This is a genomic window from Haladaptatus sp. QDMS2, assembly GCF_029338295.1.
In the GTDB taxonomy this organism is placed as follows: Archaea; Halobacteriota; Halobacteria; order Halobacteriales; family Halococcaceae; genus QDMS2.
The window spans coordinates 186,737-209,019 of the sequence record NZ_CP119792.1 but is presented as its reverse complement, the minus strand read 5'-3'; the positions used below and the strand labels follow the sequence as shown (position 1 = coordinate 209,019).

19 protein-coding genes are annotated in these 22,283 nt (G+C 61.5%); 8 read left to right on the top strand and 11 right to left on the bottom strand.

Translation table 11 applies throughout. The features are described 5' to 3' along the window. Positions 1 to 9 precede the first annotated feature (9 nt). Positions 10 to 1,206: an MFS transporter gene (locus tag P1M51_RS17030; protein WP_276275198.1), complete on the bottom strand. Its 1,197-nt coding sequence runs from the start codon at positions 1,204 to 1,206 to the stop codon at positions 10 to 12. A 212-nt stretch (positions 1,207 to 1,418) separates the two neighbouring features. Between P1M51_RS17030 and P1M51_RS17025 the strand changes: the two genes are divergently transcribed. Further along, positions 1,419 to 2,687, top strand: coding sequence for an MFS transporter (locus P1M51_RS17025; protein ID WP_276275197.1), 1,269 nt, complete (start codon positions 1,419 to 1,421; stop codon positions 2,685 to 2,687). Between the two features lie 35 nt (positions 2,688 to 2,722). Further along, the gene (locus P1M51_RS17020) at positions 2,723 to 3,004 is read left to right on the top strand and encodes a hypothetical protein (protein ID WP_276248939.1); all 282 of its coding nucleotides are present in this window, start codon (positions 2,723 to 2,725) and stop codon (positions 3,002 to 3,004) included. Here P1M51_RS17020 and P1M51_RS17015 read toward each other — a convergent pair. After that, a complete protein-coding gene (locus P1M51_RS17015) occupies positions 3,001 to 3,900 on the bottom strand; it encodes an NAD(P)-dependent oxidoreductase (RefSeq protein ID WP_276248940.1) in 900 nt (299 codons plus the stop codon). The genes P1M51_RS17020 and P1M51_RS17015 overlap by 4 nt on opposite strands. Before the next feature lie 64 nt (positions 3,901 to 3,964). After that, entirely contained in the window at positions 3,965 to 4,789 is an 825-nt protein-coding gene (locus P1M51_RS17010) for an NAD(P)-dependent oxidoreductase (RefSeq protein ID WP_276248941.1), read from the bottom strand. A 96-nt stretch (positions 4,790 to 4,885) separates the two neighbouring features. On the opposite strand from P1M51_RS17010, the gene P1M51_RS17005 reads away from it, so the two are divergent. Beyond that, positions 4,886 to 5,803: a dihydrodipicolinate synthase family protein gene (locus P1M51_RS17005; RefSeq protein WP_276275196.1), complete on the top strand. Its 918-nt coding sequence runs from the start codon at positions 4,886 to 4,888 to the stop codon at positions 5,801 to 5,803. A 33-nt stretch (positions 5,804 to 5,836) separates the two neighbouring features. Here the strand turns inward: P1M51_RS17005 and P1M51_RS17000 are convergent, their stop codons facing one another. Further along, entirely contained in the window at positions 5,837 to 7,513 is a 1,677-nt protein-coding gene (locus P1M51_RS17000) for a thiamine pyrophosphate-binding protein (protein ID WP_276248943.1), read from the bottom strand. Positions 7,514 to 7,616: 103 nt separating this feature from the next. On the opposite strand from P1M51_RS17000, the gene P1M51_RS16995 reads away from it, so the two are divergent. After that, positions 7,617 to 8,618, top strand: coding sequence for a C-terminal binding protein (locus P1M51_RS16995; RefSeq protein ID WP_276275195.1), 1,002 nt, complete (start codon positions 7,617 to 7,619; stop codon positions 8,616 to 8,618). A gap of 795 nt (positions 8,619 to 9,413) precedes the next feature. Here the strand turns inward: P1M51_RS16995 and P1M51_RS16990 are convergent. The 5 genes from P1M51_RS16990 to P1M51_RS16970 form a co-directional block, all read right to left on the bottom strand. Further along, positions 9,414 to 10,364, bottom strand: a complete 951-nt coding sequence (locus P1M51_RS16990; RefSeq protein WP_276275194.1) for a mannonate dehydratase — start codon at positions 10,362 to 10,364, stop codon at positions 9,414 to 9,416. Between the two features lie 85 nt (positions 10,365 to 10,449). Beyond that, positions 10,450 to 11,454, bottom strand: coding sequence for an alpha-ketoacid dehydrogenase subunit beta (locus tag P1M51_RS16985; RefSeq protein WP_276248946.1), 1,005 nt, complete (start codon positions 11,452 to 11,454; stop codon positions 10,450 to 10,452). Further along, on the bottom strand, positions 11,451 to 12,587 hold the full coding sequence (locus P1M51_RS16980; protein ID WP_276248947.1) for a thiamine pyrophosphate-dependent dehydrogenase E1 component subunit alpha: 1,137 nt from the start codon (positions 12,585 to 12,587) through the stop codon (positions 11,451 to 11,453). Before P1M51_RS16980 ends, P1M51_RS16985 begins: the two co-directional genes overlap by 4 nt. Before the next feature lie 616 nt (positions 12,588 to 13,203). Then, positions 13,204 to 15,333, bottom strand: a complete 2,130-nt coding sequence (locus tag P1M51_RS16975) for an alkaline phosphatase PhoX (protein ID WP_276275193.1) — start codon at positions 15,331 to 15,333, stop codon at positions 13,204 to 13,206. A 155-nt stretch (positions 15,334 to 15,488) separates the two neighbouring features. Continuing rightward, positions 15,489 to 15,914, bottom strand: a complete 426-nt coding sequence (locus P1M51_RS16970; RefSeq protein ID WP_276248949.1) for a hypothetical protein — start codon at positions 15,912 to 15,914, stop codon at positions 15,489 to 15,491. Between the two features lie 255 nt (positions 15,915 to 16,169). On the opposite strand from P1M51_RS16970, the gene P1M51_RS16965 reads away from it, so the two are divergent. Next, on the top strand, positions 16,170 to 16,595 hold the full coding sequence (locus P1M51_RS16965) for an NUDIX domain-containing protein (protein WP_276248950.1): 426 nt from the start codon (positions 16,170 to 16,172) through the stop codon (positions 16,593 to 16,595). A 92-nt stretch (positions 16,596 to 16,687) separates the two neighbouring features. Here P1M51_RS16965 and P1M51_RS16960 read toward each other — a convergent pair whose 3' ends face one another. Then, positions 16,688 to 17,326, bottom strand: a complete 639-nt coding sequence (locus P1M51_RS16960) for an SIMPL domain-containing protein (RefSeq protein ID WP_276275192.1) — start codon at positions 17,324 to 17,326, stop codon at positions 16,688 to 16,690. Between the two features lie 123 nt (positions 17,327 to 17,449). Here P1M51_RS16960 and P1M51_RS16955 point away from each other — a divergent pair, with 123 nt between their 5' ends. Then, positions 17,450 to 18,628 (top strand): M24 family metallopeptidase, encoded by a 1,179-nt coding sequence (locus P1M51_RS16955; protein WP_276248952.1) that lies wholly within the window; start codon positions 17,450 to 17,452, stop codon positions 18,626 to 18,628. A gap of 18 nt (positions 18,629 to 18,646) precedes the next feature. Here P1M51_RS16955 and P1M51_RS16950 read toward each other — a convergent pair whose 3' ends face one another. Then, positions 18,647 to 19,609, bottom strand: coding sequence for a D-2-hydroxyacid dehydrogenase (locus P1M51_RS16950; RefSeq protein WP_276248953.1), 963 nt, complete (start codon positions 19,607 to 19,609; stop codon positions 18,647 to 18,649). A gap of 116 nt (positions 19,610 to 19,725) precedes the next feature. Between P1M51_RS16950 and P1M51_RS16945 the strand changes: the two genes are divergently transcribed. Together P1M51_RS16945 and ilvA are read left to right on the top strand one after the other, a co-directional pair. After that, on the top strand, positions 19,726 to 21,006 hold the full coding sequence (locus tag P1M51_RS16945) for an amidohydrolase (RefSeq protein ID WP_276275191.1): 1,281 nt from the start codon (positions 19,726 to 19,728) through the stop codon (positions 21,004 to 21,006). Further along, the gene (gene ilvA, locus P1M51_RS16940) at positions 21,003 to 22,271 is read left to right on the top strand and encodes a threonine ammonia-lyase (RefSeq protein WP_276275190.1); all 1,269 of its coding nucleotides are present in this window, start codon (positions 21,003 to 21,005) and stop codon (positions 22,269 to 22,271) included. Before P1M51_RS16945 ends, ilvA begins: the two co-directional genes overlap by 4 nt. The last annotated feature ends 12 nt before the right edge of the window (positions 22,272 to 22,283 follow it).

Here is a 22,283-nt window from a genome sequence, read left to right as displayed (position 1 = left end):
CCTTCGAATCTACCTGTTCGTGATTACTCGTTTTGCGGTGAGGCCTCCCACGGCGAGTGCGAGCAACAGCGCCACGACGCCGTAGGCGACGGACCAACCCACCGTGTCCGCGAGTACGCCGGTCACGACGCTCCCGAGCGACCCGATGAACATGTAGACCGTCCGAACGAGGCCGAATGCGGTCCCGCGCGTGGCGTCTGCGAACAGGTCCATCAGGCTCGACTGGTACACGCCGCCCCAACTCAGGCCCACGCCGAGCAGGCCGACCCCGACGAAGGTCGGCCAGACGCCTTCGGTGAGGATGAGCGTCCCAAATCCGGCCACCGTCGTGGTCAGGATGCCCGCGAGTATAGTCTCGCGTCTGATGCGGTCTGAAAGCCGCCCCGTCACCGGCTGGACGAGCGCCGAGAGCAGAAAGATGGCTCCGAAGACGAGGCTCGCGTCCGGGACACTGAAGCCGCGATACTCGACCAGAAACGTCGGGAAAAACGACGCGAACGACTGCCAGGTGTACGCCACGCAGACGCCGAGCAGCGTCATGAAGACCACGTCGGGGCGCGACAGTAAGTCGCGGGCCAGTACCCACAGCGACTGGTCGAGATTGGTCGTACCACCATCGGTCCGCGTGCGTGGTGCAGCGTCTGGCGTGGTCGAGGCGGGTCGAACGCGCCACAGGAACACGCCAAGGATTGGGACAGAGAGCACCGCGCCGAGGAGGATGGAGGGTCGCCAGCCGTACGCGACGCCGATGTAAGCGGCCACTGCGGGTGCGACGAGGCCGGCGGCTGGACCGGCAGCAGAGTGGACCCCGAGCACCTTCCCCGTCTCGGTAAACTCCTTTGCCAGCATCGAGGTGCCGACGGTGAAGTAGAGGCCAGCGCCCGCGCCGAGGAACACGGCGAACACCGCGAACAGGGTGAACGACGGTGAGAAGGCGAGCAATGCGCTCGCGAGTCCCGTCAGTCCGAGCGCGGCGAGGATGACTTTGTAGTCGCCGATACGGTCTGCGATGATGCCACTCGGGAACTGCAGCAGGGCGTACACCGCCCACATCCCCGTGAGCGCGAGACCGACGGCGCTCTTCGAGATGTCGAAGGTCACGATAATGTCGGGAATGACGGGACTGATGACGAGGCGGGCGGCGTTGTTACTGAAACAGGCGAGGAACGTCGCGGCGAGCAGCGTGTGTTGGTACCGCCAGTTCACGCCCGCCTAGCCTCTGCCCCCAAATATAGGTGTGTGTATGTGTCACGTATTTGCCGGAACTTGTGTCGCGGCCCCGACTGTGGAGTCGAGCCACTGCCGGAAACCGTAATTTATTGCCGAGGGCCGATGTAGCCGTCATCTGTGCCACCCGACACGCCGCCAGAAATCCCGCCGTGGCGAGTGACCGAGTTTCCCGTTCGGGGTGCGTTTGCGTGAGCGACCAGCCGACCACCGACCGCGTTCAGCGGCTGCTCATCGGCGTCGCTGCCGGCGCGAACAAGGGGCGGGCGACGCTCATGGGAACCGCGATGGCGGTATACGTCGATGCCGCAGGCGGGTCGCCGTTCGCCGTGAGCCTCGTGTTTACCGTCTACTGGTTCGGCCTGATGGCGTTCGCCCCCGTGGCGGGTGCCATCGCCGACATCACGGGACGCCGACGAACCGTTCTCGTCGTCACGACGGCGCTCGCGACGCTCGCCATTCTCCCGCTCGCCGTCGTCGACGGCGTCTGGGGGCCACTCGCCTTCCGCGGCCTGTTCGCCGTCTTCGCGGCGGGCTTTCTCCCCGTGATGCTCGCCATCGTGAGCGAGCGCGGCGGCACGTCGTCGCGGGGACAGTCGATTGGTTTTTTCAACAGTACGACGGCAATCGGATTCACGCTCGCGCAGTTCTTCGCGGGCGTCCTGCTCGGCCTCGTCGCGCCGTGGGCGCTCTACCTCATCGTCGCCGCGGTGAGCGCCATCACCATCCTCGCCGCGCTGTTCATCACCGACCCGCGCCCGCCCCAGTCGGCGAACGTTTCCGGAGACGAACTGCTCGCCGAAGTACGCCACCGTCTGTTTCCCGCCGCACAGGACAGACGCCACCTGCGCTCACACGGCCTGCGGTGGCTGTACGCCGCCGTCCTCCTGCGAAACATGACCATCCTCGGCACGTCGAGTCTGCTTCCAGTGTACCTGCTCTCTGAAATCGGCGTTTCGCAGTTCGTCATGGGCGTGGTACTCGCCATCAATCCGGCGGCACAGATGGGATTCATGTACCTGTTCGGCCACGTCGCGGACTCCACGGGGCGAAAACCACTCGTCGTCTACGGAATGGCCGGCGCGGGACTCCACACTGTGGTCGTGGCTGCGGCCACCCTTCCGTCGTCGGTGACCATGCGTGCAGCAGCGATGGGCGGGTCGTTTCTCATCCTCGCGGCCGCCTACTCTGCGGAGACGACGGGAACTTACGCCTTCATCGGGGACGTGGCTCCGGTCGAGCGCGAATCGGAATTGATGGGCCTTCACTCCACCGCCCGCGGCTTCGGTGGGATGGCCGGCCCGCCGCTCGTCGGGGCGCTCGCCACGTGGTTCACCTTCGAGTTCGCGTTCGCCGCGGCAAGCGTACTCGCCGTCGTCGCGACGCTCCTCGTCTGGAACTTCCTCGTGGAGAGTCACCCCGAATCGGCGCCGGCAGGCGTCACCGTCGCCGAGGACTGACGATCGTTTTTGTCGGTGGCTGACGAACGATTCGTATGACTGGGCCAGACCTTCGAGCGCGGGCGACCGTGACCTGTTACGAGCCACCGCTGTACGACCTCGAAAAGCCGCTCTGGGTGGCGGAGGACCCCGAAACCGACTGCGTCGGCATCGGGCGCGTGGAGGCGGAGGCGTTTGGAAATCTCACCGCCGCGGTGGCCGAGTTCGAGGCCGACGGTGGGCGCGTTCCGTACAAAAAACTCCCCGGGCGGACGATTCGACGTGAGGCTGGCGGCGGGTTACTGGAAAAATTGCGAGAGCGGTTTGGTCGCGGTTAGTCGTCGATACGGGCTTTCTCGTCGCCGAGCGCCTCCAGTACCTGGAGAACGCCGGAGTTGTCGTCGCGGCCGTGCCCCATCTCGACGAGCGATTTGTATGACTCGTGGACGAGCGACGTGAGTGGCATCGGCGCACCGAACGCCTCGCCTGCTCCCGTTGCGATACGGAGGTCTTTGTACTGGTAGGAGGCAAAGAAACCGGGTTCGAAATCTCCGCGAATCATCGTCGGCGCGCGGTTGTCGAGCGCCCAGCAACCCGCCGCGCCGCCACTGATGGCGTTGACGACGGCTTCGAGGTCTGCTCCACCCTTCTGGGCGAACAGGAGTGCTTCGCTCACGGCCTGCATCGTACCGGCGACGACGATCTGGTTGCAGGCCTTCGTCACTTGTCCCGCGCCGTTCGGGCCGGTGTGGGTGACTGTCGCGCCCATCACTTCGAACAGGTCGCGGTGTTCTTCGAGGACATCCTCGTCGCCACCGACCATGATGGAGAGCGTCCCGTCGATGGCCCCCTCTTCGCCGCCGCTGATTGGGGCGTCGAGCATGGCCACGCCCATCTCGTTCAGGTCGGCGGCGAGTTCTTCGGTGGTCGTCGGCGAAATCGTGGACATGTCGATGACCGTCATGCCTTCGCTCAGGCCCGCCATAATCCCGTCGTCCTTTCGCATTACTTCGTCTACGACGTGGTGGTCGGGGAGGCAGGTGATGACGACGTCTGTTCGTTCTGCGACCTCCTTTGCGGTTGCCGCGCCCTCGCCGCCGTAGTCCTCCAATTCGGCGACGGGTTCCTGTGAGCGATTGTTCCCGACGACGTCGTACCCCGCATCGAGCAGGTTCTTCGACATCGGGAGCCCCATAATTCCGAGTCCGACGAATCCGACTGTTTTCGAAGCCATACGGATACACCTTCGGTGGAGAAGTAAAAACTACCGCCGGCGGTGAATCGTGCGGCCCGCGCGCTCAGCGCGCTGGCGGCCCGTCCCACTTGTCACCGTTGTCCTGTGGTTCGTAGTCGATGACCTCGCAGGCGTGGTCTATGTCGAACCAGCGGCGGTCGTTCGTGCTCACACCGTAGAAGATGTCGAACGCGACGCCGTCCGTCTGGAGACAGCGGTCTACCATATGTGCGAGGTCTCGGCGGGACTGCCACATCGCCTTCATCCGGGCGACGGCTTGTGCGTACTCGTCACTGTCGCGTTCCCACCGGTCCTCGTCTACGCCACGCTCTGCGTCGCCGTAGGGATGGTCGTATTCCTCGTGGCGAACGCTACAGATTCGAAGGCCGTAGAAGGATTTTGGGTAGTCCTCGTTCTCGACGTAATACCGACCAAGGTCCTCGCCGAACGATTTCGACGTTCCGTAGTAGGAGTCCGGGCGCACCGGGTCGGTGTGGTCTACGGTGAGGTCGAACTCGGGGAAGTAAATGTCGGGCGCGTTCTCAATTTCGTACATGCCCACGGCGTGGTTCGAGGAGGCGAAGACGAACGTCTCGACTTCGGCTTCAGCTGCCGCTTCGAGCGCGTTGTAGAGGCCGATAATATTGCTCTCTAAGATGTCTCGCCAGTCGCCGTCGGTGTAGGGGTAGCCGGCGAGATGGACGACGGCATCTGCACCCTCGAAGGCAGGCTTGGTGGCCTCGTAATCGGCGATATCCGCGACCACCGTCTCGTGGTCGGGGTGGTCTGTTTTGTCGAGGTAGGTGAAGTCGTACTCGTCGTCTCCGGCGAGGTGGTCGATGATGGCCGTGCCGACGCGGCCGTACGCACCGGTGAGCAGGACGTTCATAGCTGAGTTGAAGAACGAAGTGGTGGTGGAAAAAACTCCCGCCGAGGGTTGCACAAAGATTTTTGTCGGTGGTCGTACGTGTGTTGAACGATACCAATGAGTCACGAACGCGTGAAAGCGGACTTGAGAGGCGTCGCCTTTACCAACCCCGTTCCGTTCAGCGAGGGCGGTGGAGACGTGCTGCACGGTGAACTCTCGAACAACATCGAGTGGATCGTCGACCGCGGGGCAAAACTCATCATCCCCTGTGGGAACACCGGCGAGTACTACTCGCTGTCGATGAGCGAACGCGCGAACGTCGTGGAGACGGTCGTTTCTGCGGCGGGAGACGCCACCGTCGTCGCCGGACTCGGAGGGAGTATCAAGAGTGCCCTGCAACTCGTTTCGGCGTACGAAGAAGCAGGCGCTGACGCGCTCATGGTGATGCACCCGATTCACACCTACCAGCACCACGAGGGGCTGCGAAACTACTACGAACGAATCATCGAGGCGTCAGACCTCCCAGTGGTGCTCTACAAGCGCGGGCCGGAACTGACCCACGACCTCATCGCCGACCTCGCGGACTACGAGGACGTGGTCGCCGTCAAGTACGCAGATAACGACATCAAGGCGTTCTCACAGGCGGTCGAAGACGTAGAGGGAGACATCGTCTGGTCGAACGGCATCGCAGAGCGGTTCGCCCCGGCGTTCGCAATCGAGGGTGCAGAGGGGTACACGACCGGCATCGGGAACTTCGTCCCCGAGCAGACGCTCGCGCTCATGGAGGCGCTTCGCGAGGAGGACTGGACCGAGGCAAAGCGCATTCGTGACGCGCTTCGCGGCTACGAGGACCTTCGTGAGGAACCCGGCGAGAACAACACGCTCGCCGCCGCGAACAACGTCCCAGCCGTCAAATTCGGCATGGAACTCGCTGGCCTGTACGGCGGCCCGGTCCGCGAACCGCTCGTCGAACTTTCCGCCGAGGACGAAGAACGGGCCCGCGAATACTACGACCGCATCGTCTCGACGGTCTGAGCGCGGCGAATCGAAAGAGAACCCACCTATTTTTCAGGGCAGTTCGACCGTCGAGTCGTACTCCGCACCGTCCACCGCAGAGGGTTCGTCGGTTCGAATGCCCACGTCGATGAGGTCCGGACCGTTCCGACCCACGGCCTCGTCGACTGCTGCTTCGAGTTCTGCGAGCGTCTCGACGCGAGTGCCTCGACAGCCGAAGCCTTCGGCGACGGTCGCGAAGTCGGGCGACCGCCACGTGAACTGGTGGCCGTCGGTGTACTGCTCGATTTTCGGGGACTTGCTGATGATGCCGTAATCCGCGTTGTTCGAGACGATGACGGTCACGTCGAGGTCGTACTCAGCCGCGGTGTGGAGTTCGTGGATGCACATCATCAGGCCGCCGTCGCCCGTGAGACAGACGACTGGCTTGTCGGGATTTCCGAGGCTTGCGCCGATTGCGGCGGGAAGTCCAACACCCATCCCCGCCCACGACCCGGCGGTGACGTACCGGTCGGGATGGTACGTCTCGAACACCTGCTTCGACCAGAGGCGGAACCCGCCGACGTCGGTGGTGACGATCGCGTCTCGGGCCACGATGTCCCGAACCGAGGTGAGCACCGCCGGCGTGGCTAGCGGGGCTTCCTCGGAGAGCAGGCCGCGTTCTTCGAGGGAATCCATGTACTCGTCTCTAACCGCGGATGCGACCGCCGCCCCGTCCCAGCCGTTGGTTTCGCCGAGCCCGGCGAGGATGGTCTCGCCCGCCTTTGCCACGTCCGCGACGAGTGGTACGTCGGCCTCGTAGGCGGCGTCGATGGCGTCGGGGTCGAGATTGACGTGAATCAGCTGTTCGCCCATCGACACCGACCAGTGGGCGGTGGTCACGCCGTCGAAGTTCGTGCCGAGGGCGAGCACCACGTCGGCGCGGTCGAGGACGCGACGTGCCCCCGCAGGCAGGTGCGACCCCGTGACGCCGAGGAATCGCGGGTCGTCTTCCGGAAATACGCCCTTACCCTTGTACGAGGCGACCACGGGCGCGGAGAGCGCATCGGCGAGGTCGGCGACCACTGCTCGGCCGCCTGGGGAGCGACGAGCACCGCCGCCGACGTAGATGACCGGTCGGTCGGCGTCTGCGAGCATGGTCACCGCGTGGTCTATCTCTCCTTCTAGCTCGAAGGTTGTGCGCTCTGGGCTGACCGTCGCGGCGGGCGCGGCGAACGACTCGTCGAGGACGCGACTCGAAATGCCGAGTCGAACCGGGCCGGTCGGCGGTTCGAGGGCGATTTCGATGCCTCGGGCCACCTTCGCGGGCAAGTCGAGGGGACGTTCGACGCTGATGTTCTCTTTGACGACGTTGTCGAAGGTGTCAGCCTCGATCTCGTGGATGGGACTCTTGCCCCGGTCTTCGGGGTTCACGTCCGCGGAGACGTGGAGGATGGGGACACAGTCGTTCATCGCGTTTTTCAGGCCGTGCATCGCGTTCGTGTCGCCCGGCCCCGGGACGGTGAGCGTCGCCGCCACCCGACCGCTCGACTCGTAGTAGCCCCAGGCGATGTGTGGAATCGCCGTCTCGTGGCGGGCCATCACGTAGTCCATCTCGTCGCGTTCGACCACCGTTCGGTCGAGCGGAAGCGTCTGGGTCCCCGGCAGTCCGACCAGCAGGTCGATACCCGCCTCGACGAGCGCGTCGTAGACGTATTCGCCGCCTCGCATCGTATCGTTCGTGTCGGTCATGACACCCACTGCAATCCGATGGGGGTTAGTCCTTTCTCTCGGCGACGCCCGCGGCTTTCGGTTCGGGGCATAGTTAAACAGCCTCGTTGTGAAAGCATACACGATGCCCGACTCGTTTACCATCGGCCTGACAGCCGGCAGTACCTTCGATACGTCCATCGAGGAAACCGTATTCGCCGGCATGGACGTGACGTTCCGCCCCGTCGATATTCAGCGCTCTGCAGACATCCCGGAGAAACTCGCCGGTGTGGATGCCGTTCTCGACCGCTTGCTCAGCGCATCCTACACCGAAGCCGCCATCGACGGCCTCACTGGCTGTCGCGTCGTCGCTCGTTGTGGTATCGGCGTGGACGAGATTGCCGTCGAAGCCGCGACGCGTAACGGGATGTACGTCCTGAACGTGCCGAGTTACTGCGAACACGAAGTGTCAGAGCACGCGATGTTGCTGGTGCTGGCACTCGAACGCAATCTTCTTGACTACGCGACAACTCTGCGAGAGGGTCGATGGAACCGCCGGACCACGTCGGCGACGGTACACCGCTTTCACGGGCGAACGCTCGGCCTCGTCGGGTTCGGAAAGATTGCGCGCCTCGTCGCGGAGAAAGCGCAGGCGTTCGGCATGGAGGTGGTGGCAACCGACCCATATGTGGATGCGGTCGAAATGGCCAACCTGGACGTGGCGAAGGAATCTTTCGAAACTGTCCTCGAAGTGGCTGACATCGTCTCCGCGCACACACCCCTCGTCGACGAGACGCGGGGGCTCTTCGACGCGGCGGCGTTCGACCGCATGAAAGACACTGCGCTGTTCGTGAACGTTGCCAGAGGGGGACTCGTGGACGAGGAAGCACTGGTGGCCGCGCTCGAATCCGGGACGATCCGAGGGGCCGCACTCGACGTGTTTCCCGAAGAGCCGCCCGACCGATTCGACGGCGAAGCCCCGTCGTTCGAGTCGCCGCTTCGCACCCTCGACAACGTCGTGCTCACCCCGCACGTCGCGTGGTATTCCCTCGAAGCGAGCGACGAGAAGCGACGAACGGCCGCCCGTGATGTGCGCCGAGTGCTCGAAGGGGAGCCGCCGGAAAACGCGGTCAACGACCCGACCTGACCGAGTACAATCAGCGGGAAACAAATGGCTTGCAGTCACCTGTGATTCGTGCCCGTAGCGTCGATGCACTCTCAAGTAGAGATTGAAAGTTACCGTTCGTGGGTCGTAATACCAAGTAACTGATTCACACAGTCGGAACGGGAAAAATAGTGTATTTTACGTATTGGCTCGTAGTTAGTTTACATTAAAGCATAATATTTCTATGAATGTGGGCATACAGCATGTAGTCGACCATATATGTGCCATGTGGGCTAGTACCTCGCGTTTGCTATCACTGGACACGGCCGTCTCGAGTGCCGAGCGACGGTCCATAACCGCTCTGTCTGTGGAATTCTACCTGTTTCCCTCCAGCCATTGAGCTGAAATTGGTGGGAATTAGGAGCTACTGCCCACCACCCGATTTACATCAATATGGGTGTAAAGAACTGTGGCGCTATCTCCACGATTCTCCGATATAACCAGGGGACGCGAGACGTGTCAACAGGATACTCAAACGGTGAGGGGTCCGTGGGCAGAACGGACTAACGGAACCGTCAAACGTGAACTGATGTTCAGTGATACTGAATGCAAGTGTCCCGATAGTGTACTCTATCAGTTAATCGACTGTCCTAATTTAACTCGCATGTCACACAAAATGACAACTGGAATGGCGTTGCTAACGGTTTTCTTTTCGAAACCGCGAGGATTTGGGAACGAATTTTGTTCAGTGATAGTGGACGTACGTCCCGGTCTACTGTGTGTAGATTCGAAACGAAGGTACGATTAGGAATTGTTGCGTTCGACAGTTGCGACTGCCTATTCTTCAGCGGCCTCGATGAGCCCCTTCATGTAGCCGACGGCGAAAAGTCGGCCAAGCGTGTGGTAGCCGGGGTTCGAGTTGTCCTCACCAGCCATCGTCGGGACGTGGTCTGGCCGCATCGGCCCGTCGAAGCCGATATCGTGGTACGCCCGCATCGCCGCGAGCATGTCCGTCGGCCCTGCGTCGTGCCAGGTTTCGACGAAGCGGTCTTCGTCCCCCTCCACGTCGCGGAAATGAACGAAGTTGATACGGTCGCCGAAGTGTCGAATCGCCTCCGGAATATCTGCGCCCATCGCCGCGAAGTTCCCCTGGCAGAACGTGATGCCGTTGTGCTCGCTGTCATAGATGTCGAGAACGCGGTCGTACGCCTCGACGCTGTTGATGATTCGTGGCGTGCCACGGAGCGATTCGCGCGGTGGGTCGTCGGGGTGCAGACCGAGTTTCACGCCCGCTTCTTCCGCGACTGGGACGACTTCTTCGAGGAAGTACGTGAGCGCCTCCCAGAGTTGGTCGTGGGTGACGTCGGTCGGTTCGTCGGTCTGCATCTTCGCGTTGTCGTAGCCCGTTACGTACGACCCACCTCGGGATTCGATGTGGGCCTCTGTTCGCGCCCAGCGCACGCCCGCCATCCAATCGTAACATACAACCGGGATGTCGAGTTCACCGCAATCTCGTAGGAACTCCTTGAACTCGGCGATGTCCTCGTCGCGGCCCTCCTGTCCGAGACGGACGCGGTCTGAAATCGGAACCGACCCTTCGAGGACGCTGAATTCGAGGTCCGCATCTTCGAGCCAGTTTTTCAGCCCCCGCAAGTCGTCGTGCGACCAGTGGGTTTTGTCGTCGCCGATTTCGAGCGGGTGGATGACCACCTTCGTGACGTCCATCTGCTTTGCGAGCTGCCAGCGTTCGTCCGGCTCCGGCGGTAGGATTAGCGCAGGTTGCACCATACGCTCTAACCTCGGTTCGGTCATAAATAACCTGTGAGTGCGGCAAAAAGAAGGAGGGCGGTCGGCCCTCAGCCAGCCTCTCCGTTCAGAACTCGTAGTTTGCGACCGCCTCGATGACGTTCGTCGCCCGGTCCGGTCCCGGCACGTAGGCATCCTCTATCTGATTGCTCGGGAAGTGCACGTCGAACCCCGTCGCTCGCTTGATAGGGGCTTCAAGATACTCGATGGCGTGTTCGTTTACGAGTGCGGAGAGTTCCGCGCCGAGTCCGAGCGTCCGTCGCGCCTCGTGGAGAATCGCACACCGTCCAGTTTTCTTGACCGACGCGAGAATCGTCTCAACGTCGAGCGGCGACAGCGTTCGCAGATCGACGATTTCGACGTCCGCATCGACGCGGTCTGCGGCGGTTTCAGCGTGTCGTACCATCGCGCCGTAGGTGAGCACGGTCACATCCTCGCCTTCCCGGACGATACGGGCTTCGTCGAGCGGCCGGGTGAACTCGCCCGTGGGGACCGGTTCTGGCTCCCCGCGATAGATCTTCTTCGGTTCGAGGAAGACGACCGGGTCGGGGTGGCGAATGCTCGCCGCGAGCAGTCCCTTCGTCTCCGTCGGTGTGCTTGGACAGACGACCCTGACGCCCGGCGTGTGGACGAGAAACGTCTCGGTCGATTCAGAGTGATACTCCGCGGATTTGATGCCGCCGCCGTAGGGCATTCGGATGGTCACGGGAACCTCGATACCGCCGCCGGTTCGTTCGTACATCTTCGCCAGGGTGTACATGAACTGGCCGAAGGCGGGGTAGAAAAAGCCCATGAACTGAATTTCTGCGACGACGCGCTCGCCACGCATCGCCATCCCGACTGCGGTCCCGAGAATGCCGTTTTCCGAAAGCGGCGTGTCGATGACGCGGTCTTCGCCAAATTCTTCTACAAGTCCCTCCGTCGCGCGATACACGCCGCCGATGGGACCGAGGTCGTATCCGAGCAGCCGCACGGAGTCGTCACGAGTCATCTCCTGGCGGAGCGTCTGGGTCACCGCCCTGACGATGTTCAACTCCTCTGTGGACTCACCCGCCGTCTGTTCGGTGCTCATCGCGACCCTCCATCGTCGCGGTCGAGGAACGGATTCTCGCCGTTCAACTCCGCACGTAACTCTTCGCGCTGTCTGCGCTCGTTCCAGGAGTCACCGTGGAGGTGATTGTCGAACATCCGCATCGGGTCGGAGTCGGGGACTTCGCGGGCATTCTCGACCGCCGCGTCGATTTCTGTCTCCACTTCCGCCTCGATGTTTGCGATGGTTTCGTCGTCGAGGACCCCCTCGTTTCTGAGGTACGTCTCCAGTCTGTCGAGTGGGTCGCGCTCCGCCCAGTATGCGGCTTCGCGCTCGTCGCGGTACACGCTCTCTTCGTCTGCGGTGTTGTGTTCAACCATCCGGTAGGTGACACACTCGATGAATGTCGGTCCGCCACCGTTTCGCGCGCGGTCGACCGCTTCTTTCGTCTTCTCGTAGACGGCGAACACGTCGTTGCCATCGACTCGTTCGTGGGGAATCCCGTAGGCGTCTGCCTTCTGTGCAAACGTCTCGGAGGCCGTCTGTCGGTGTGCAGGAACCGAAATTGCCCACTGGTTGTTCTGACAGATGATGACCGCGGGCGCGTCGAAGACGCCCGCGAAGTTGAGCGCGTCGTGGAAATCCCCTTGACTGGTCGAACCGTCGCCGATGTAGGACATCGTGACGACGTCTCGGTCACAGAAGGTGTCCGCCATCGCCGACCCGACGGCGTTGGTCACGTTCGCCCCGAGCGGGATGTACCCCGGCGTGAAGTTCACCTCGGGTTCCTCACCCTCCGGAATTGGAAGGTGCTCGTCGACGGTTTCGGGTTCGATACCCATCAGTCCGGTAATCAGTCGTTCGAGCGGCGTCCCCCAGTACACGAATGCCGGAGCCTGTCGATACGTCGGGAAAACCCAGTCGCCCGCTTCGAGCGCGGCGCTCGTTGCGAGTGAGACCGCCTCTTCGCCGTAGGACCGCGAGATGATACTAATTTCTCCTCGCCGCTGCATGCTGAACATACGCTGTTCGAACGCTCGCGTCAGGACCATCGTCCTGTAGAAAGCGAGGAGCTGTTCCGCATCTCGAATCGGTGGGTCTCCCACTACGGTCCCCTCGGGCGTCAATCGCTGAACGAAATCTTCTGATGGTCGCTGCTCTTCCCACGTCTTCATGGCCTACACAACTCGGAGTCCGGGTATTAACTCTTGGGTGGAACTCCCACGCATGGTCCCATCAGATGCGGGATGTGGCCCACAATTGAATTATTGAATTATAGACTGGTTATATAAACTATTTATTTTCAGACAACCTCATTCATGCAATCGTTTCCTTGCTAATCGGTCATCGGTTGCGAACAAATATTTTGAAAAAAGACTAATTAATTTAATTTCTAAATTATAACTTGGAGAATTGCCTAAGAACGAACGGAATAAAGATAACACTCGGACTCGCCTTTGTCGTGACCACGATCGTTTTTGCTACCGTAGATGTGGATATGCACAATCACTCAAAACATTGCCAATCATAAAAATCAAACAATTTTCTGACTGTGTCGGTCAAAACCAGTTGTGGGCCAAACGTGTCTGGGCGGTTATGAACCAACTCGTTCGGCATCCAAGCATGGCCCGTGCCGCATCAAATCTGAAATACGAACTGGCTGGTATATTTTGGATGGCAAAACTCTCCAAACTCAACTCCGAAGGTACCGACCCTTCTGAACGCTGAGAGGACGTGAATGGTCGAAAAATAGGTGGCGCTGAGCCGCTCCGTGACCGTGATTACCGCGGTTTATTCGTCGTCTTCGTTCCCACAGCCACGGGCATCTTTCGGACCGTTGCCGGGGTTGTCCTCTCCATTGCCCTCGCCGGGATTCCCGTCGTTGCCCTTGCCTGGGCCGTCGTCCGGGTCGTACACGTACATGCAGTCGTTGCTGTACGAGCGACCGAACTGATCTGCGTCCTCACAGCAGAGGACGCGGCCGTCGTCCATGACGTAGACGTTGTCCACGTTGATGAGCGCGTCGTCGGCGATGGCAGCCGGGTCGCTCCCGTCGGGGCCGACGATGACCGGTTCGAGCGTGGAGACGTTATAGTCGTCTTCGAGTTTGGCGCGGTAGACGACGCCGCCGTCCACGCGCTCTAACTGGACGTCGCCCACGTCGTTCGAGAGGTCGTCGTTGAGTTCGGAGATGGCGAAGTAGACGTAGTCGCCGGGGCCTGCACCTTCGACGCTGTCGACGCCTTCTGCCTTGTTGAACTCGATGGTCGCGCCGATTTCCTTCGCGGCGGCACGGGGTTCGAGGAACGGAACCATGCGGAGGTCGTCGTCGACGCCGGCGGGCCCTTCGGACTCGTACTGGTCGGCCCATTCGATAATCTCCTCGTCCGTGATATAGTTCTGGTTACCGTTTTCGACGACTTCGCGGTCTGCCTCTTCGAGCGCCGCGTCGAGGTCCGCTTGCCAGTCCGTCTCGGCGTGGGTTTCGAGATACTCGACCTGCGTGACGTCGTCGTAGGCGGCAATCCACTCCTCTACCTCGGCGTTGGTTGCAGAGCCGAGTTCCAGCCACTCGATTTCGAGGTTCACGTCCGCCGGTGGATTCTTCTTCGCAGCTTCTTCGTTGGTCACCTTCGGTGCGTAGAGCGTCCCGGAGATGTCCATCGGGTCGTCGTAGCTCGAAATCGCTTCGTCTGCGACGAACTTGTAGATACCCTTGCTGTCGCCGTCCGAACAGCCGTACACCGTCCGCTCGTCGGTCTGAATGTCGGGCGCTTCCCAGGCGGCCCGTCCCATGACGTAGTACTTGACCGGCTGTGGCGTCTCCGCCGCTGGTTCGCGGAAGTCTACGAAGTAGCCGTAGCGATACGGATTCGGGTAGACGTCGCCGATTGGTTCGGTCGGGTTGCCTTCTTCGTCCGCACCGCTTGGCGCTTCTGCGCCGAGATAGTAGGCGAGGAACTCGACGCCCGAGAGCGCCCAGTAACCCTGCACGAACCACGACTCGTCGCCGTAGTAGCCGTCTACGGCCTCCTGGATACTTCCCGGATTCGGGCGGTTCCAGAAGTGGTTCGCCCCGACGAGGCCCTTACCCGTCCCCTGCTCGACGATGTCGCCAACCGTCGCGGTGAGGCTGACGCGTGGGTGGGCGTAGTTCTCCTCTGCGGAAATCATCGTGTCCCACGGCGAGAGGTCGCCGTAACAGTTGATGCGCGTCCCGCCAATCGAGCGGAACGCGTCCGTGTTCGCGACATTGAGTGCGTTGTCCAGGTCGGCTTCCCAGGAGCCGTCTTCTGCCTGACTGAGCGGAATGCGAGAGACGTTACCTGGGCTGTTTTCCCAGTTCGTAAAGAGGTAGCCCTCGGTGCCCGCGTCGTTCGTTGCGACGAACTCGTTACAGTCGGGATTCGTCGCTGGGTCACCGTACTGCGTGCCCGCGAAATTCTCCTGGGTGATGTTCGTCCCGTCCGGCGTCTGGGTCACCCCGAGGAGTTCGGCACCACCGTTGATTTCGTCGCCAGCCTGCGCGAGGAAGGTATAGTCGCCGTTTCCGGAGCGGACGCGACCCTGTTCTTCGTTCGTCTGCGGGGTCGAGACTTCGGAGAAGTCGTCGTTGTTCCCGTCCATTTCGAACTGGAAGTCCTTGAAATAGCCAATCCCAGCCGTATCGTACGGGGCTGGATTGTCTGGACTCGGGTGTTGGAGGCTGTACAGCGGGGTCCCGTCGGAAAACACGAATGGCCCGGTCACTTCCGCACCGAATGCCGTAGAGGAGAACCGTTTGAGTTCTCCCTTTACGAACGGTGCCTGGGGGGTATTTTTGTCGTCGGAGGGCTCAGCGGTTGCGAGACCCGAGACGCTCGCACCGAGTGCGGCGGCCACGGATGTCGCCATAAGCTTTCGTCGAGTAAATTCGACCATGCAAGTGAGACAATTCACATGGCCCCCATGTAAATTTATATTTAATCAATGTAGATATATAGTATCGATGGGGGTTCTCGGAGCACTATATATCGAGTCGTCGGCTGTGCCGGTCAGTATCGCTTCCACTGACGAGTGACGGGAGAGATTCGTGCTTACTCCATGCCGAGGTTCGCGGCCCCTTCGCGAATCTCCTCGGCACGGTTTCTGACGGCGGCGACGTACCGCTCGATTTTGGTGGGCTTCTTCCCGTAAAACGACGCGACCCAGTTCACGTCTGCGTACGGTTGGGTGAGGAAGTACGCAGCGAGGGTGTCACGACCCGCTTGAATAATCTCTGGTGGCACGCCGCGTTCGCCAGTTCCTGCCTCCTCGAAGCCGTTTACGTCGAAGTAAATGTCGGCGTACAGCGTCGCGAGGTCCGGTTTGGCGAACACCATCTCCTTGTGTCCCGGCGCGTCGAAGCAATATTCGGTGTCGCCACCGGTTCCCTGGCGTTCGAGAATTTGCACGTCGAGGATGTAGTCTTTATAGACGGTCTCAGTCGATTCGTTCGTCGGGGCGTCGTTCGATTGAGCCATGAGTGGATGTAAGACGCCACGGCCGGTCGGCGCGGGGGAGACCGGCGGCGGGCCGTCGATGATGGGACACTCTCGTGACTGCCTCTTAATAATGTTGTAATAGCAACTCCTTTCACAGGGGTTGTCTCCCTACCGGTCGGGATGTCTATTGAGATGCGCGATGACACTCGTGGAAATAGATATTTGTATTCTTAATATCCTTCAGTGACCCTTTCAGGGAACCTTTTTACGGGAAACTGTGGATGAATATTCACTATGAGTGTTCAACGTCCAGCTTACGTCCAGAAAGTGTGTGCCTACATCACGCGGGGTGATGGTGAGCTGCTCGTGTTCAAGGGGCCGGGACACGAGGGATTCCAGATTCCGAAGGGAACCATCGAACCGGGCGAAGAACCCCAGAGTGCGGTATTGCGCGAGATTGCTGAAGAAACCGGTCTCGGGGCCGTCAATGGAACCCGGCACCTCGCGACCGACGTGTGGACCCGCCGGTTCTCGCCGCCACGAAAGTACATTCGTCACTTCTTCCACGCGACGATCCACGAACCGCGCGACAGTTGGACGCATACCGTTACCGGCGAGGGCGAGGAGCAGGGATGTGCGTTCGAGTTTTCGTGGGTGAAATTGCCGTCGTCCGACGAGTTTGCGCTCTCACTCGACGACTACGTAGACCTCTTGGAGTAGTCGATTTCCCCACCTGTTGGGATGGGTTGGAAGGTTTGGATGGTTTTCCTTGTTTGGACAGTTTGGGTCGATTGGCCAGATTTGCTACTGTCTCAGGCCGGTCCAATCTCGTACTCTACTTCGACGCGGGCGTAAATCTCGATTGGGCCGCTCTCGACGCTCCCAGATTCTTGGCCTCTCGCCGTGCGGAGGTCCATGGAAACTGGCTGTGGACGCGATGTATCGTCTGTGACGATAGACCGGACGCGTTCGACGACCAGTTGCTCTGTTGCTGCTGCCGCTTGAGCCTTCTTCCGCGCAGTCCGAACCGCGTCTTCGAGTGCTTTTCGTTCCAGTTCTCGCTGCGTTTCGGTTCGGAAGGTGAATGTCACGTCGTTCACCTCCACGCCCACGCCCTCCACTGCGCTCGTGAGCACGTCGTCGAGGTGGTCTATGTCGTGGACAGCGACCTCGATGACTTCTTCGGCCCAGTACGGCTGGTCGTCGGTCGCTTCTTCGCGTGGCTGATACGGTGGTCGCTCTCCGACGTGGAACCGAATCGTTCGAATGCGGTCTTTCGATACGCCTTTCGCAACGAGTGTTTCTCGCAAGTGGGTCGCCTGTCTCGCGACTTTTCTTCGTGCTTCACCCACATCTGGGTCTTCGGCTTTCGCCGAAATCTGGAGACGCACCTTGTCTGGCGGTGCGCGCGCCTGCCCTATCGCCGCCGTCACGAGAGTTTGCTCGGCCATGCGGATACTTGTCGTCCAGTCTGCAAGTCAGTTGCTCCGCCACTCGAAATATACACTATCTGTTTCTAACGTACACAAAAAACTTTTACAGTGGCTGGCCGAATCTTTGTGTGATACACTCACATGTCACGGGCTGTTTTCGAACCCAGCGAGTACGAGCGACGAATCGAACGGACGAAATCGCGGATGGCCGAGGAGGGTCTCGACGCGCTGGTCGTAAGCGACCCCGCAAACATGAACTACCTCACGGGATACGACGGCTGGTCCTTCTACGTCCATCAGGCGGTCATCATCACGCGACACCGCGAGGAACCCGTCTGGGTGGGCCGCGACATGGACGCAAACGGCGCACGGGCGACGACCCAGCTCAGCGAGGAGAGCATCCTCCCCTACAGCGACGACCACGTTCAGTCGCCAGTCGACCTCCACCCGATGGATTTCGTCGCCGCAGTTCTCGAAGAACTGGGCGTAGACGACGGCCGCATCGGGCTCGAAATGGACGCCTACTACTTCACGGCGAAGTCCTACACGCGTCTCAAGGATAACATCCCCGAGGCAGAGTTCGAAGACACGACGCTCCTCGTCAACTGGGTTCGCATAAAGAAATCCGAGGCGGAACTCGATTACATGCGCGAGGCCGCACGCATCTCGGAAAACGCGATGCAGGCAGGTCTCGACGCCATCGACGAGGGCGTTCCCGAGTACAAACCGGCAAAAGCCATCTACAACGCGCTCATCGAGGGCACCGAGGACTACGGCGGTGACTATCCGTCTATCGTCCCGCTCATGCCCTCCGGCGACCACACCGGCACGCCACACCTGACCTGGACCGACCGCCGGTTCGAGAACGGCGACCCGGTCATCATCGAACTCTCGGGGTGTCGCAACCGCTATCACTCGCCGCTCGCTCGGACGACCTACGTGGGAGAGCCACCCGAAGAGATGCAAGACCGCGCAGAAATCGTCGTCGAGGGAATTCAGGCCGCACTCGACGCCGTCGAACCCGGCGTCACCTGCGAGTCGGTCGAAAAAGCCTGGCGCGACACGATTGCGAAGTACGACATCGAGAAGAAAGATCGCATTGGCTACTCGATGGGTCTTGGCTACCCGCCGGACTGGGGCGAGCACACGGCCAGTCTGCGCCCGGGCGACGAGACGGTTCTGGAAGAAAACATGACGTTCCACACCATTCCCGGCCTCTGGTTCGACGACTTCGGCGTGGAACTGAGCGAGACGTTCCGCGTGACTGCGAACGGCGCAGAACCACTGGCGGACTTCCCACGAAAGCTGTTCAGCACGTAGTCGCTTAGATTCCCGCTTCTACGGCGCTTGTACCTGATTTTCGAGCTCTTCGCCGGCTTCGAGTCGCGCGACGTTTTCGGCGACGATGTCGGCGAGTCGGTCCCAGTGTTTCGGCGTGTGACCGCCCGTGTGTGGCGTGATGAGACAGTTTTCGAGCGTCCAGAGCGGGTGGTCAGCCGGCAGGGGTTCGGGGTCGGTCACGTCGAGGGCCGCGCCACGAATCTTGTTCGAGCGCAGTGCCGAGACGAGCGCGTCCGTGTCCACGATTGGGCCGCGGGCGGTGTTCACGAGGACGGCGTGGGGTGGCATCGTCGCAAACTCGTCTGCACCGATGAGTCCCTGCGTCAGGTCGTTGAGCGGGCAGGCGACGACCACGTAGTCACTTCGCGCCAGTGCGTCGTGGATAGCGTCTTCTTCGAAGCCAACGACCTCGTCAGTGGGGCCGCCCTTTTCGGGGGTGTAGCGGACGCCGATGGTGGTAACGTCGAAGCCGTCGAGTCGCTTCACGAGCGTCTGACCGATGGACCCGAGGCCGATAACAGTAACTGTACTCCCGGTGAGCTCGCCCGACTGGAAGTGGCGCCACTCGGCGCGCTGTTTCTGTCGCCACCCCTCGTGGAGGCGGCGGGTGAACACGAGCATGTTGCCGAGCGCCTGCTCTGCGATGCCGGGGGCGTGGATGCCGCCTGCGTTCGTGACCGCGACGCCGTGGTCCTCGAGCGCGTCCATCGGAACGTGGTCGGTTCCGGCGAACGTGCAGGCGAACAGCGAGAGCCGATTTGCGTTCGAGAGGAGGTCCTCGTCGATCGTGATGCCCGTCACGATGCGAGCGTCGGCGACGAGTTCTCGCTCCTCTTTCGGCGTGCGAGCGAGCGCAACAGTCTGGTTCGGCAGTCGCTCGCGCAATTTCTCGGCGTACGATTCCATCGAGAGTCCTTCCGTTCCTTCGCGGAGAACGACGATATCTGGCTGTGTGGTCATGGAAACGGTCGTGTGCGTACCAGTACGATTGTGAACCCTCCTCTTATGCCTTTTGTGTGTTCGCTGTCAACGATAATTGTGTACTGTTAAGTGGGTCGCCCGTGTTAGGCTCGGACATGGGAACCCGTACCGACGGTCGGCTAACCGAGCGCCGACGCGCCTTTCATCGCTACCCTGAACCAGCCTGGTGTGAGTTTGCCACTACGGCCACGCTCGTCTCCGAACTGCGGGACATCGGTGTCACGGACCTCGCAATCGGTCCAGACGCCTACGACCCGAACGACCGGATGGCGGTTCCGGACGATGACACGCTCACGGAGTGGTTCGAACGGGCGCGTGAACGTGGGGCCGACCCCGACGTGCTCTCGAAACTCGAAGGCGGCAATACCGGTGTCGTCGCCGTCCTCGAACGCGGCGAGGGGCCGACTGTCGGTCTCCGCGTGGACATCGACGGTCTCTACATCGAGGAATCGGCCGAGAAAGACCATCGACCACAGAGCGAGGGTTTTGGTTCGGAGACGGAGAACACGATGCACGCCTGCGGCCACGACTCCCACATGACGTGGGGACTGGCGACCATCGAGGCCATCAAAACGAGTGATTTTGCGGGCACGCTCGTCGTCTTCTTCCAGCCCGCAGAGGAGGTATCCGGCGGTGGCTACCCGATGGCAGAAAGCGAGTACGCGGCCGGTATCGACTACTTCTTCGCCGTCCACATCGGCCTCGACCACCCGACGGGCGAACTGGTCGCTGGTATCGAGCGCCCACTCGCGATGTGCCACGTAGACGTGACCATCGAAGGAACCTCCGCGCACGCGGGGAAGGCTCCGAACGAGGGAGCGAACGCGATTCAGGCGCTCGGCACGGCCATCGAGAACACCTACGCGATTCCTCGCCACGCAGACGGAATGACGAGGGTCAACGTTGGACGGGTCGAAGGCGGCACCGCGAGCAACGTCATCGCAGAGGAAGTCACGGCAGTCGCCGAAGCTCGGGGGGAGACGACCGACCTGATGGAGTACGCCTTTTCGCGCATGGAGAGCACGTTCGAAACCGCGGCCGAGATGCACGACTGCCGGGCCGACGTCGAGGTCGTGAGCAAGAGTCCGCGCGCCGACAGCGACCCCGAACTCGCGGGCGCCGTTGCCGACGTTGGCCGTGAGACGAGCGGCATCGATACCGTCCTCGACTCGGCCGACTTCGGCGCGAGCGAAGACGCGACGTTCCTGATGGACCGTGTCCAAGAGGAGGGAGGCCTCGCAACGTACCTTATCGTCGGAACCGACCACCCCACGAGTCACCACACGCCAACGTTCGACGTAGACGAGCGAAGTCTCGAACACGGCGTGGACGTGCTGGTTGAGTCGATTCTCCGAGTCGCGGAGGGTGGCACGTGAATTCCGACTCACGTGATTCGGTGAAAGACGCGTCCGCAATCGTGACCGCAGCCGACATCCGTACCGCCCGTGACCGCCTCGAATCGGTCGTCCACCGAACGCCCCTCGATTCTTCTACGACCCTCGCCACCGAGTGCGACGCGGCAGGCGTCCACCTCAAACTCGAAAATATGCAGCGAACCGGCTCGTTCAAGATTCGAGGCGCGTACAACAAACTCTCGCAATTGGACACGGAAACCGCGGACAACGGCGTCGTTGCCGCGAGCGCGGGAAATCACGCTCAAGGAGTCGCACTCGCGGGGCAGCTGCTCGACGTGGATTCGACCATCGTCGTCCCCGAAATCACCCCCGCCGTAAAAATCGAGGCAACCCGTGGCTACGGCGCGGAGGTCATCGTCGAGGGCGACATCTACGAAGATTCCTACGAGCGAGCACTTGACCTCACTGACGAACGAGGGGCCGAGTTCGTCCACCCGTTCGACGACGAAGCCATCATCGCCGGCCAGGGAACGGTCGGCTTCGAACTGGCCGAACAGTGTCCCAACGTGGACACCGTCCTCGTCTCTATCGGCGGCGGCGGGCTCATCTCCGGCATCGCCACTGCACTTGAGGCGTACGACCCCTCAGTCCGGGTTATCGGCGTCCAACCAGCGGGGGCGGCCCACGCAAAACCGTCGCTCGAAGCGGACGAGATCCATCGCCTCGACGACATCGACACGGTGGCCGAGGGCATCGCCGACGCCCGGCTCCTCGACCGAACGTTCGCCGTCATCCGCGAGCGAGTCGACGACGTGGTCTCGGTGAGCGACACCGACCTCGCAGCGGCGACGACACTGCTCGCAGAACGGGCGAAGACAGTGGTCGAACCCGCGGGTGCAGCACCCGTCGCCGCGCTCCTCTCCGGTGCGGTGGACGTCGCGGGCGAACAGGTCGTCGCTGTGGTCTCCGGCGGGAACGTCAATCTCACCGACCACGCAGCACTGACGCGCGTCGGCCTCGAAGCGAGGGGCAGATACGCCACTGCTCGACTCCTGGTCGACGGGTGGCCGACCAGTCTCGGGCCGCTCACAGAAACGATAGCCGACGAAGGTGCTGAACTGGTCGAATTAGAACGAGTCGAGCGAACTGCCGCCGACCCACCGAATCGAACGCCCGTCGAGGTGGGCATCGCGGGGAGTTCCCCAGTACACCTCGCCGGCGTGTTAGACGCGCTCAACGAGGGGACGAACGTCCGAGTTCAGTCGTCGAATGTAGAACAGAAGTAGCGCTGAACTGGC